The organism is Bradyrhizobium sp. SZCCHNRI3052 (genome assembly GCF_032484895.1).
GTDB lineage: Bacteria > Pseudomonadota > Alphaproteobacteria > Rhizobiales > Xanthobacteraceae > Bradyrhizobium.
In genome coordinates this window covers 56,088-68,176 of the sequence record NZ_JAUETW010000016.1, presented here as the reverse complement: position 1 = coordinate 68,176, position 12,089 = coordinate 56,088, and the positions used below count along the sequence as shown (strand labels likewise).

At 65.3% G+C, this 12,089-nt stretch carries 12 protein-coding genes; 10 read left to right on the top strand and 2 right to left on the bottom strand.

Features of this window, described 5'->3' with window-relative positions; genetic code table 11:
* Window positions 1-267: 267 nt before the first annotated feature.
* The 3 genes from QW887_RS30675 to QW887_RS30665 all read left to right on the top strand — a co-directional run bounded on the left by QW887_RS30675 (window position 268) and on the right by QW887_RS30665 (window position 3,094).
* Window positions 268-942: a Crp/Fnr family transcriptional regulator gene (locus QW887_RS30675; RefSeq protein ID WP_315753574.1), complete on the top strand. Its 675-nt coding sequence runs from the start codon at window positions 268-270 to the stop codon at window positions 940-942.
* 132 nt (window positions 943-1,074) lie between these two features.
* On the top strand, window positions 1,075-2,157 hold the full coding sequence (gene gmd / locus QW887_RS30670) for a GDP-mannose 4,6-dehydratase (RefSeq protein WP_315753576.1): 1,083 nt from the start codon (window positions 1,075-1,077) through the stop codon (window positions 2,155-2,157).
* Window positions 2,141-3,094, top strand: a complete 954-nt coding sequence (locus tag QW887_RS30665; RefSeq protein WP_315753578.1) for a GDP-L-fucose synthase — start codon at window positions 2,141-2,143, stop codon at window positions 3,092-3,094. Before gmd ends, QW887_RS30665 begins: the two co-directional genes overlap by 17 nt.
* A gap of 130 nt (window positions 3,095-3,224) precedes the next feature.
* Here the strand turns inward: QW887_RS30665 and QW887_RS30660 are convergent, their stop codons facing one another.
* The gene (locus QW887_RS30660) at window positions 3,225-4,067 is read right to left on the bottom strand and encodes a uroporphyrinogen-III synthase (RefSeq protein ID WP_315753580.1); all 843 of its coding nucleotides are present in this window, start codon (window positions 4,065-4,067) and stop codon (window positions 3,225-3,227) included.
* Window positions 4,068-4,222: 155 nt separating this feature from the next.
* Between QW887_RS30660 and purU the strand changes: the two genes are divergently transcribed.
* Window positions 4,223-5,086 carry a formyltetrahydrofolate deformylase gene (gene purU, locus QW887_RS30655; protein WP_315738990.1) on the top strand — a complete coding sequence of 288 codons (864 nt, stop codon included), beginning with the start codon at window positions 4,223-4,225 and terminating at the stop codon, window positions 5,084-5,086.
* 15 nt (window positions 5,087-5,101) lie between these two features.
* Here purU and QW887_RS30650 read toward each other — a convergent pair whose 3' ends face one another.
* The gene (locus tag QW887_RS30650; RefSeq protein WP_315753582.1) at window positions 5,102-5,341 is read right to left on the bottom strand and encodes a hypothetical protein; all 240 of its coding nucleotides are present in this window, start codon (window positions 5,339-5,341) and stop codon (window positions 5,102-5,104) included.
* Window positions 5,342-5,685: 344 nt separating this feature from the next.
* Here QW887_RS30650 and QW887_RS30645 point away from each other — a divergent pair, with 344 nt between their 5' ends.
* The 6 genes from QW887_RS30645 to QW887_RS30620 all read left to right on the top strand — a co-directional run bounded on the left by QW887_RS30645 (window position 5,686) and on the right by QW887_RS30620 (window position 12,049).
* On the top strand, window positions 5,686-6,864 hold the full coding sequence (locus QW887_RS30645) for an ABC transporter substrate-binding protein (RefSeq protein ID WP_315753584.1): 1,179 nt from the start codon (window positions 5,686-5,688) through the stop codon (window positions 6,862-6,864).
* 244 nt (window positions 6,865-7,108) lie between these two features.
* On the top strand, window positions 7,109-7,978 hold the full coding sequence (locus QW887_RS30640; protein ID WP_315712905.1) for a branched-chain amino acid ABC transporter permease: 870 nt from the start codon (window positions 7,109-7,111) through the stop codon (window positions 7,976-7,978).
* A 7-nt stretch (window positions 7,979-7,985) separates the two neighbouring features.
* A complete protein-coding gene (locus QW887_RS30635; protein WP_316183844.1) occupies window positions 7,986-9,023 on the top strand; it encodes a branched-chain amino acid ABC transporter permease in 1,038 nt (345 codons plus the stop codon).
* A complete protein-coding gene (locus QW887_RS30630; RefSeq protein ID WP_315712902.1) occupies window positions 9,020-9,766 on the top strand; it encodes an ABC transporter ATP-binding protein in 747 nt (248 codons plus the stop codon). The genes QW887_RS30635 and QW887_RS30630 overlap by 4 nt, the downstream gene beginning before the upstream one ends.
* Window positions 9,766-10,482, top strand: a complete 717-nt coding sequence (locus tag QW887_RS30625) for an ABC transporter ATP-binding protein (RefSeq protein WP_315825106.1) — start codon at window positions 9,766-9,768, stop codon at window positions 10,480-10,482. Before QW887_RS30630 ends, QW887_RS30625 begins: the two co-directional genes overlap by 1 nt.
* Window positions 10,483-10,930: 448 nt before the next feature.
* Window positions 10,931-12,049 carry a cobalamin-independent methionine synthase II family protein gene (locus tag QW887_RS30620; RefSeq protein ID WP_315712900.1) on the top strand — a complete coding sequence of 373 codons (1,119 nt, stop codon included), beginning with the start codon at window positions 10,931-10,933 and terminating at the stop codon, window positions 12,047-12,049.
* Window positions 12,050-12,089 lie beyond the last annotated feature (40 nt).

The following is a 12,089-nucleotide window of genomic DNA, read 5'->3' as shown; positions in this document are numbered from 1 at the left end:
TTGAGTTCGTCGCATTGGGTGCAATCCTATCCCGGGCATCGGTTCCGCGCCATCCGACGAATGACGGGCCACCCGGGCGGGCGCATTTTGCCGCATCTCGATGCGCCTCGTCCGTGTCCAGAGGCGCGAGTCGAAGACGGTGGTCCTCGATAGGGGAAAGCGCTATCAGGAATTGTCTTGCGCCTGACAATTCCCAGGCAATATTCACTGCAGGATTGTTGCGATGCAATATGGTCGCCGCGAGCTTCGACGAGACGAGATGCCGGCTTGATCTCTCCCGATACCCTTCTGCGCATCGCGCCCTGGTCCCGCCATCTGAAGCCCGAGGAAATCGACACGGCTGCGGCCGGCATCGTCGAGCGGTCGTTTGCGGCCAACGAGCACATCTTCCTTCGCGGCGATCAATTCGACTACTGGACCGGGATCGTCACCGGTCTTGCGCGGATGAGCACGGTGTCGCGCGGCGGCAAGGCGACGACATTCGCCGGCATGTCGGCGGGCGCCTGGTTCGGCGAGGGCAGCGTGCTGAAGAACGAGCTGCGCCGCTATGACGTCGTGGCGCTGCGCGATACGCGCGTCGCGCTGATGGAGCGGCCGACCTTCATGCGGCTGTTCGAGAACAGCGTCGGCTTCAACCGCTTCCTCGTCACCCAGCTCAACGAGCGGCTCGGCCAGTTCATTGGCCTCGTCGAGGTCGGCCGCACGCTGGATGCGACGGCGCGGCTCGCCCGCAGCATTGCCTCGCTGTTCAATCCGATCCTCTACCCGAATACGACCCGCCATCTGGAGATCACCCAGGAGGAGATCGGCGCGCTGTCGGGCCTGTCGCGGCAGAACGCCAATCAGTGTCTCAAGACGCTGGAGCGCGAGGGCCTGCTGCGGGTGGAGTACGGCGGGGTGACGGTGCTCGATCTCGACCGCCTGCGCTGCTATGGGGATTAGGTCCTGCTTTTCGTTGCGCCGATACGGGATTGATCCAACGCCTGTTTTCCGTCGAGCTTGACCGGCGGCTTCGGCTGTGGACTGCTCGCCGGGAACTTCGGCCCGAGGGGGCGCGACGGTGTTGGAGTGAGCATGGCGGGGAAGGACTGCAGCGGCCGCGTGGCGCTGATCACGGGCGTCACGGGCCAGGACGGCGCGTATCTGGCCGAATATCTGCTCGGTCTCGGCTACACGGTGCACGGGATCAAGCGGCGGTCATCGTCCTTCAATACCGCGCGGATCGACCATCTCTACCAGGATCCGCACGAAGGCAACGTGCCGTTCCTGCTGCACTACGGCGACATGACCGATTCCACCAACCTGATCCGGCTGGTGCAGCAGATCCGCCCCGACGAGATCTACAATCTCGCCGCCCAGAGCCATGTCGGCGTCAGCTTCGAGAGTCCGGAATACACCGCCAATGCCGACGCGCTCGGGGTTCTGCGCTTGTTGGAAGCCGTTCGCATTCTCGGCATGGAGAAGCAGACGCGCTTCTACCAGGCCTCGACCTCGGAGCTGTACGGCCTGGTCCAGGAGATTCCGCAACGGGAGACCACGCCGTTCTATCCGCGCTCGCCCTACGGCTGCGCCAAGCTCTACGGCTACTGGATCACGGTGAACTATCGCGAGGCTTACGGGATGTTCGCCTGCAACGGCATCCTGTTCAACCACGAGAGCCCGATCCGTGGCGAGACCTTCGTGACCCGCAAGATCACCCGCGGCGTCGCCCGCATCGAAACCGGCCTGGAGGAGACGATCTATCTCGGCAATCTCGAGGCCAAGCGCGACTGGGGCCATGCGCGCGACTATGTCGAGGGCATGCATCGCATCCTGCAGGCCGATACGCCCGACGATTTCGTGCTGGCGACCGGTGAGACCCATTCGGTGCGCGAACTGGTCGAGCTCGCCTTCGCCGAGGTCGGTCGCCGCATCGAATGGCGCGGCGAGGGGGTCGAGGAGACCGGGATCGACGCTAAATCCGGCAAGGCGGTGGTGCGGATCGACCCGACCTATTTCCGCCCGACCGAGGTCGACCTCTTGATCGGCGATTGCAGCAAGGCGCGCGACAAGCTCGGATGGAAACCAAGGACGAGCTTCGCCCAACTGGTCAAGGAGATGGTCGCCAGCGATCTGTGCGCCGCGCGGCGGGAGGCGAGCAGTGGCCACGCCGTTTGATCTCCGCGGCAAGCGTGTCTTCGTCGCCGGCCATCGCGGGATGGTCGGCAGCGCGCTGGTGCGGCGGTTGGCGAGCGAAGGCGTCGAGTTGCTCACGGTGCCGCGTGGCGAGGTCGATCTGCGCGACCAGGCGGCGGTGTTCGCATGGTTCGCGCGCGCCAGGCCGCAGGTCGTGTTCCTTGCTGCGGCGAAGGTCGGCGGCATCGTCGCCAACAACACGCTGCGCGCCGAGTTCATCTACGACAACATTGCCATTGCTGCCAATGTCATCCACGCCGCGCATGTGAATGGCGCCGAGAAGCTGATGTTTCTCGGTTCCTCCTGCATCTATCCGAAGCTTGCCGCGCAGCCACTGCGCGAGGACGCCATGCTGACCGGGCCGCTGGAGCCGACCAACGAGCCCTATGCGATCGCCAAGATCGCCGGCATCAAGATGGTCGAGGCCTATCGCAGCCAGTACGGCGCCGACTTCATCAACGTGATGCCGACCAATCTCTACGGTCCCGGCGACAACTACCATCCTGAATACAGCCACGTCGTCGCGGCGCTGATCCGCCGTTTCCACGAGGCCCGGCTCGCCGATGCGCCCGAGGTGGTCGTCTGGGGCACGGGAACGCCGCGGCGCGAATTCCTCTATGTCGACGACATGGCGGATGCCTGCGTGCACCTGATGAAGACCTATTCCGACGCCGGGCTGGTCAACATCGGCACCGGCGAGGACATCACGATTGCCGATTTCGCCCGTGTGGTCGCGGCAACGGTCGGCTATCAGGGACGGATCAGCTTCGACACCTCGCGGCCAGACGGCACGCCGCGCAAGCTGCTCGACGTGTCGCGCCTCGCCGCGCTCGGCTGGCGCGCGACGACGTCGCTGAAGGACGGCATCGCGCGCGCGTATCAAGCGTTCCTGCAGGAGAGGGGGCACGCGCAAGCGTAACCCTCCGCTGTCGTCCCGGCCTTGAGCCGCGACCCATAACCACCGAATGCTGTGAGACGCGCGGAATGTGCCGTTTGCCCATGTCAGACATCACGCGGTACGGGTCCCGGCGTTCGCCGGGACGACACCATTAGTTTGGTGAAGCGCGTGGCACTTTCACGCCCAGCGCCGTGGCCATCGCCGAAATCAGCGGCTTCATGAAATAGGCCTCGCCCGCCGGCGTGATCGACGGCGCCAGCCCATGCGCAGCCAGCTCCTCCGTCACCACGGGCCCGACCGAGGCGATCTGCGTGCGTGCCAGCCCCTCGCGCAGGCGTGCCTCGACGCCGTGCGCCCTGGCCACGTCGAACAGCCGCCGCGGCTGGCCGGAGCTCGTCAGCGCGATCGCATCGACCTTGCCGGCGATCATCTCGTCGATCGCGGTGAGGATGTTCGCATCCGCCGCCTTGGCGTCATAGACGTAGGGCAGCACGGGATCGACCTCGGCGCCCGCGGCCTTGATGGCGCCGATCAGTGCCGAATGGTCCTTGTCGGGATAGAGCTGCAGGCCGAGCCGATGACCCTGGAGATCGTAGCGCGACAGCAGCTCAGCCACGCCTTCGGATGTCGGCTTCTCGGTCGTGACCTGCGGCTCGAGCCCGAGCTCGCGCAAAGCGCGACCCGGCTTCGGGCCACGGGTGAACTTGCGTGTTTTGCCGAGCGCGGCGATGAACTCCGCTTGGAGGCCGATCCGGCGCACCACGGTCATCAGCCGCCGCAGGCCTTCGCCGGTCATCAGCACCACGTCATCGAACGGCCGCTCGATGCAGCGGCGGATCCAGGCCTCGATCGGCACCGGGTCCGGCGCATCCTCGATCGTGAACATCGGACATTGCAGCACGTCGGCGCCCTGCTCGGCGAGCAGTCGCGAGAACTGCGCCTCCTCGCGGGTTTCCAGGATCAGGATGCGGTTGCCGGTCAGCCTGTCAGCCATGGCGATGCTCGAAGTTTGAGAGTTGATGTTTTGTTCATCCTGCCCCCGCGCCGGGCGTTGGCGCAAGCGCGCGGAGGGTGGTAGAGCAGGGCCCGAACGGGCGCCAAGCCTGCCGCATCATTCCCCTCATATCATCCGCCCGGTACGTCATCGCCATGTCCGACCACCAATATGTCCTGACCCTGTCCTGCCCGGATCGTCCCGGGATCGTCTCGGCCGTTTCGACCTTCCTCGCCCACAATGGCCAGAACATTCTCGATGCCCAGCAGTTCGGCGACTTCGAGACGGGTCACTTCTTCATGCGGGTGGTGTTCACGGCCGCCGATCTCGCCGTCAACCTGCCGGCGCTGCAGACCGGCTTCGCCGCGATCGCCGAGCGCTTTGCGATGGACTGGCAGATGCGCGACCGCGCCGGGCAGCGCCGGGTGATGCTGCTGGTGTCGAAGTTCGACCATTGTCTGGTCGACATCCTCTATCGCTGGCGCACCCGCGACCTCGCGATGATTCCGACCGCCATCGTCTCCAACCATCCGCGCGAGACCTATGCCGGGCTCGATTTCGGCGACATCCCGTTCCACCACATGCCGGTGACCAAGGACACCAAGCGCGACCAGGAACAGGCGATCCTGAAGCTGGTCGATGAGACGAAGACCGATCTCGTCGTGCTGGCGCGCTATATGCAGATCCTGTCGGACGAGATGTCGGCGAGCCTGTCGGGCCGCTGCATCAACATCCATCATTCGTTCCTGCCGGGCTTCAAGGGCGCAAAACCCTATCACCAGGCCTATGAGCGCGGCGTCAAGCTGATCGGCGCCACAGCTCATTACGTGACCCGGGATCTCGACGAGGGTCCGATCATCGACCAGGATGTCGAGCGCATCAGCCATCGCGACACGCCGGAGGACCTCGTGCGCAAGGGCCGCGACATCGAGCGGCGCGTGCTGGCGCGGGCGATCCGTTATCACCTCGAGGATCGCGTCATCCTCAACGGGCGCAAGACCGTCGTCTTCATGGATTGATGTCGCGACCGCCCGTCAGCGGCCGGGGACGGTCGCCTGCGCGTTGGCGTTCGACTGCGTCTCCTTGTCGCGTTCGGCGGCCGGCATCTGCCGCTGCCGCTCGCGCTCCTGCATGAAACGGTCGTATTCCGGGGTTCCTGGACGGGGCGGCGCACCGGCCGGCAGGCCGCCGGCCCATTGCGGCATCAGGTCGCCCATCCCCGCGCCGACCTTCTCATTGATCGACGAGCAGCCGGCGAGGATCGGCCCAGCCATGGCCAGAAGCATCATCGCGGCCGGAAACAGTCTGGTCCGGTGGGGGTGTCTGGCCGGCATTGACGGGGGACCTTTCGTGCTGCGGGAGATCCGCGGCCCGGACCCTAACGACTTGCCATCAATTGGCAAAATTTGGCCGTTCGATGATTGGGGTATTAATATACCTATCACGGATTGGTGGTCCGTTGCGGAAACCTACCGTTCACGAAGCCTCCCATGATCGCCATTGACAACGGGGTCCCGAGTCCGCAGCGATGCGCCCGCGATATCGCGAACGAGATCGCACGGTTAAGACAACAATGGCCGGGGGCTGCGGTCCTGATCCGACCAGGGAGGTAGTTTCAATGTTCGTGCGAAACAAGACACTGACGCTCGCCAGTGCGGCTCTTGCCGCGGCTGCGCTCGCGTCGGGTGCGGCGCGGGCCGAAGACGTGTTCAAGATCGGCCTGATCGTGCCGATGACCGGCGGCCAGGCGTCGACCGGCAAGCAGATCGACAATGCGATCAAGCTGTACATGCAGCAGAACGGCGACACCGTCGCCGGCAAGAAGATCCAGGTCATCCTCAAGGACGACGCGGCGCTGCCCGACAACACCAAGCGTCTGGCGCAGGAGCTGATCGTCAACGACAAGGTCAACGTGATCGCCGGCTTTGGCGTGACGCCGGCGGCCTTCGCCGCCGCGCCGCTCGCCACCCAGGGCAAGATCCCGGAAGTCGTCATGGCGGCCGGCACCTCCATCATCACCGAGAAGTCGCCCTACATCGTCCGCACCAGCTTCACGCTGCCGCAGTCCTCCACCATCATCGGCGACTGGGCGGTCAAGAACGGCATCAAGAAGGTCGCCACGCTGACCTCGGACTACGCGCCCGGCAACGACGCGCTGGCCTCGTTCAAGGAGCATTTCACCGCTGGCGGTGGCGAGATCGTCGAGGAAATCAAGGTTCCGCTGGCGAACCCCGACTTCGCTCCCTTCCTGCAGCGCATGAAGGACGCCAAGCCGGACGCCATGTTCGTGTTCGTGCCGGCCGGCCAGGGCGGCAACTTCATGAAACAATATGCCGAGCGCGGCCTCGACAAGAGCGGCATCAAGGTGATCGGACCGGGTGACGTCACCGACGACGACCTGCTCAACGACATGGGCGACGCCGTGCTCGGCGCCGTCACCGCGCACATCTATTCGGCGGCGCATCCGTCGGCGAAGAACAAGGAGTTCGTCGCGGCCTACAAGAAGGCGTTCAACAGCCGTCCAGGCTTCATGGCGGTCGGCGGCTATGACGGCATCCATCTGATCTACGAGGCGCTGAAGAAGACCGGTGGCAAGACCGACGGCGATTCCCTGATTGCTGCGATGAAGGGCATGGCGTGGGAGAGCCCGCGCGGTCCCATCTCGATCGATCCGGAGACGCGCGACATCGTTCAGAACGTCTACATCCGCAAGGTCGAGAAGGTCGACGGCGAGCTCTACAACGTCGAGTTCCAGACCTTCGACGCCGTCAAGGATCCGGGCAAGGCCAAGAAGTGACGCGATAGGCGTCATCGAGGGACGCGCGGCACGACAGGTGCCGCTCCCTCTCCCGCTTGCGGGGGAGGGCTGGGGTGGGGGCGCCCCACGGCGCGCTGGTCGTGTGCAGAGAGATCCTCCACCCGGATCGCATCTTCGATGCGATCCGACCTCCCCCGCACGCGGGGGAGGCGCAGACCGAGCGAAGCGTGACATGTGTGCCCTTCCCTGGAAGGGATAGGACCGGGGACCGACGTACACTTCAATGACCGCCATCCTCACCAACCTGTTCGACGGCGTCGCCTACGGCATGCTGCTGTTCGTGCTGGCCTGCGGGCTCGCCGTGACGCTCGGCCTGATGAACTTCGTCAACCTCGCCCATGGCGCCTTCGCCATGGCCGGCGGCTATGTCTGCGCCGTGCTCGTCAACCGGATGGGATGGCCGTTCTTCGCGGCGCTGCCGCTGGCCTTTGTCGCGAGCGCCATGATCGGCGCGCTGCTGGAGCGGACGCTCTATCAGCATCTCTATGCGCGCAGCCATCTCGACCAGGTGCTGTTCTCGATCGGGCTCGTCTTCATGACGGTGGCCGCGGTCGACTACATCATGGGCTCCTCGCGAATCTTCATCAATCTGCCCGACGTGCTGCAGGGCCAGTTCGACGTCTTCGGCGTTGGCATCGGCCGCTATCGGCTGATGATCATCGTGATCTGCGGGCTGCTCACGGTGGGGCTGCAGCTGGTGCTCTCCAAGACTCGGTTCGGCAGTCGACTGCGCGCCGCCGTCGATGATCCCCGCGCGGCGAGCGGCCTCGGCATCAACGTGCCGCAGGTGTTCGCCTTCACCTTCGCGTTCGGCTGCGGGCTCGCTGGCCTGGGCGGCGCGCTCAGCGCCGAGATCCTCGGCCTCGATCCGTACTTCCCGCTGAAGTTCATGATCTACTTCCTGATCGTGGTCACCGTGGGCGGCTCGTCCTCGATCACCGGGCCGTTCCTGGCCTCGCTGCTGCTCGGCATCGGCGACGTCGCCGGCAAATACTACGTGCCGAAGCTCGGCCCCTTCGTCATCTACACCATCATGATCGTGATCCTGATCTGGCGTCCGAACGGCCTGTTCGGTCGCACGGCGACGCGGTGAGGATCGCATGACCACGAACGCACAAACCGAGGTCGGATTTCACGCCAGGCAGCATGGCCGCTGGCACTGGAGCGAGTTCGCCTTCTGGATCGTCGTGCTGGCGGTCGGACTGGCGTTTCCCTCGCGCTACCTGATCATGACCGAGATCCTGCGGCTGGCGCTGTTCGCGCTCTCGCTCGACCTGATCCTCGGCTATGCCGGCATCGTCTCGCTCGGCCACGCCGCCTTCTTCGGCGTCGGGGCCTATTGCGCGGGCCTGCTCTCGGTGCACGGCATCATCAACGAGCCGGTGCTGGCGCTGATCGTGGCCGGCCTCGCCGCCACCGTGCTTGGCTTCGCCACCAGCTTCCTGGTCATCCGCGGCGTCGACCTGACGCGGCTGATGGTGACGCTCGGCATCGCGCTGTTGATGGAGGCGCTGGCGGAGCGCTTCTCCAACATCACCGGCGGTACCGACGGTCTCCAGGGCATCGACATCCAGCCGATCTTCGGCGTGTTCGCCTTCGACATGTTCGGCAGGACCGGCTTCTTCTATTCGCTTGCGGTGCTGTTCGTGCTGTTCCTGCTGGCGCGGACCATCGTCCACTCGCCGTTCGGCCTGTCGCTGCGCGCGATCAAGAACAATCCGTTGCGCGCCGCCGCCGTCGGCATTCCCGTCAACAAGCGCCTGATCGCGATCTACACCGTAGCCGCGTTCTATGCCGGCATTGCCGGGGCGCTGTTCACCCAGACCACGGCACTGGCCTCGCTCGACGTGTTCTCGTTCGAGCGCTCCGCCGATCTGGTTCTGATGCTGGTCATCGGCGGCTCCGGCTATCTCTATGGCGGGCTGATCGGCGCGGCGGTGTTCCGGATGTTGCAGGAACTGTTCCAGTGGATCACGCCACAATATTGGATGTTCTGGATCGGCCTGGTGCTGGTCGTCATCGTGCTGGTCGGCCGCCACCGCATCCACGCCTATGCGCTGTGGCTGCCCAACCTCGTCCTGCGCCAGATCGCCGGCCGCAAGGCCGCGGTGGCCCTCACCGATAACGAGGCGCCATGACCTACGCATTGGAAACCCGCGGCCTCGACAAGCATTTCGGCGGCCTTCACGTCACCCGCGACCTGTCGCTGCAGATCGCGCCCGGCGCGCGCCACGCGCTGATCGGTCCGAACGGCGCCGGCAAGACCACGGTCATCAATCAGCTCACCGGCGTGCTGGAGCCGAGCGCGGGCCGCATCCTGCTCGAAGGCCAGGACATCACCGATCTGCCGGTGCACAAGCGCGTGCTGCGTGGCCTGTCGCGCACCTTCCAGATCAACCAGCTGTATCCCGACCTGACGCCGTTGGAGACCATCGGGCTTGCGGTCTCCGAGCGGCTCGGCGGCGGCGGCAATTGGTGGCGGCGCATGGGCACGCGCGACGACATCAATGCCGAGATCGCCGAGACGCTCGAGCGCTTCCGGCTGCTCGACGTGATGAACGACCGTACCTCGACCTTGCCCTATGGCAAGCAGCGCCTGCTGGAGATCGCGGTTGCGATCGCCGCGCGCCCGCGCGTGCTGCTGCTCGACGAGCCCGCCGCCGGCGTGCCCGAGGGCGAGCGCAAGGACATCCTCGCCGCGGTCGCCGCGCTGCCGCGCGACGTCACGGTGCTGCTGATCGAGCACGACATGGACCTCGTCTTCTCCTTTGCCGACCGCATCTCGGTCCTGGTCTCCGGCGCTCTGCTGGTTGAAGGCACGCCCGACGAGGTTGCGCGTGATCCGCAGGTCAAGGCGGTCTACCTCGGCGAGGCTGCGTGATGACCGATCTGCTCGCGATTGAAAATCTTCGCGCCGGCTACGGCCAGGCGGTCGTGCTGCCGAACATGTCGCTCAAGCTGCCCGAGGGCCAGGTGCTGGCGCTGCTCGGCCGCAACGGCACTGGCAAGACCACGTTGATCAACTCCATCGTCGGCGTCACCCGCCGCTTCTCCGGCAAGCTTGCGCTCGCCGGCACCGACATCACGGCTCTTCGCGCCGACCAGCGCGCCCGCGCCGGCATCGGCTGGGTGCCGCAGGAGCGCAACATCTTCCGCTCGCTCACGGTGGAGGAGAACATGACGGCGGTGGCGCAGCCGGGACCCTGGTCGATCGAGCGCGTCTACCAGATGTTTCCGCGGCTCAAGGAGCGACGCAACAATTTCGGCAATCAGCTCTCCGGCGGCGAGCAGCAGATGCTGGCGATCGGCCGCGCGCTCACCCTGAATCCCAAGGTGCTGCTGCTCGACGAGCCGACCGAGGGCCTCGCGCCGATCATCGTCGAGGAGCTGCTGGCCGCGATCGGCACCATCAGCCGCGCCGGCGGCCTGTGCTCCGTGATCGTCGAGCAGCACGCGCAGAAGCTGCTCGCGCTGGCTGACCGCGTCGTCATCCTGGAGCGTGGCACCATCGTGCATGACGCGCCGTCGAGCGCCTTGAAGGCCGATCCGGCGCCATTGGAGCGGCACCTCGGCGTCGCGAGCGCGGCCGCGCATTGACCTGATCGTCGGGCTTGAACGCTACAGGGCGAAGCGTCATCCTTGGTTGCAGGGACGGTGTGGCTCGCGCAGTCAGCGTGAAGGCCATGCCGGAAGATCCGGCGGTATGGTGCGGCCGCCGTGGACACCGGTATGCAGGATCCGGTCGTTACAGCAGGAAGGCTGGCCAGCGCCGTTGTCGCGATGGCACTTCACCTGGAGGCGGATTTGATGGGTTCACCTCAGGATGCCCCATTGAACGAGGTCAGGGTAGGTCAGCCCATTGCTCGGGCCATGGATTGCGCCATGCCCCTCCACGATCTCTCCTCGATAGAATTGTATACCGACCGGATACGGGGTAGGGGATGGACCCAGTCCATCACGCTTTGCCCAGGTAACCAGCCAGGACAGATCGCAGCCGGTCCAACAACCCTATCCAACGAATCGACGCCTTCCAAGGAGTGAGCACATGCAACGCACCAAGCCCCCATTCCGCGCCGACGAAGTCGGCAGCCTCTTGCGGCCGCAGAAGATCAAGGAAGCCCGCGCCAAGCTCGAGAAGGGCGAGATCTCGGCCGACGATCTCCGAAAGATCGAGGACATGGAGATTGAGAAGGTCGTGCATCGCCAGGCCTCGACCGGTCTCAAGCTCGCCACCGACGGAGAGTTCCGTCGCTCCTGGTGGCACTTCGACTTTCTCGCCAAGCTGACCGGATGCGAGCTGTTTCACCCGGACACCGGCATCCAGTTCACCGGCGTGCAGACTCGTCATGACGCGGTGCGCGTGATCGGCAAGCTCGACTTCCCGGATAGTCATCCGATGCTCGACCACTTCCGCTTCCTCAAGAAGCACGCCGACACCGCGCATGTCACGGCGAAGATGACGATCCCGTCACCGGCGGTGCTGCACTTCCGTGGCGGCCGCAAGTCGATCTCCAAGGACGTCTATCCCGATCTCGACGCCTTCTACGAGGATCTCGGCAAGACCTATCGCAAGGCCGTGAAGGCCTTCTACGACGCCGGCTGCCGCTACCTGCAGTTCGACGATACGGTCTGGGCTTATCTGTGCTCGCAGGACGAGCTCAAGAAGGCGCGCGAGCGCGGCGACAATCCCGACGGTCTGCAGCAGATCTATTCGCGCATCATCAACTACGCGATCGCCGAGCGGCCCGCCGACATGACGATCACCACGCATGTCTGCCGCGGCAATTTCCGTTCGACCTGGATCTCCTCGGGCGGCTACGAGCCGGTCGCCGAGACCATGCTCGCCAATACCAATTACGACGGCTATTTCCTGGAGTATGACAGCGAGCGCGCCGGCGGCTTCGAGCCGCTGCGCTTCCTGCCCAAGGGCAACAAGGTCGTCGTCGTCGGTCTCGTGACCTCGAAGGTCGGCGAGCTCGAGAAGAAGGACGACATCAAGCGCCGCCTGGAAGAGGCCTCGAAGTTCGCCCCGCTCGACCAGCTCGCGCTGTCGCCGCAATGCGGCTTCGCCTCGACCGAGGAAGGCAACATCCTCTCCGAGGAAGAGCAGTGGGCCAAGCTGCGCCTCTGCGTCGAGCTTGCCGAGGAGATCTGGGGGAAGTAAGCGCGCCGTGAACACTGCACGCCTCGACATGGGGCGTGCT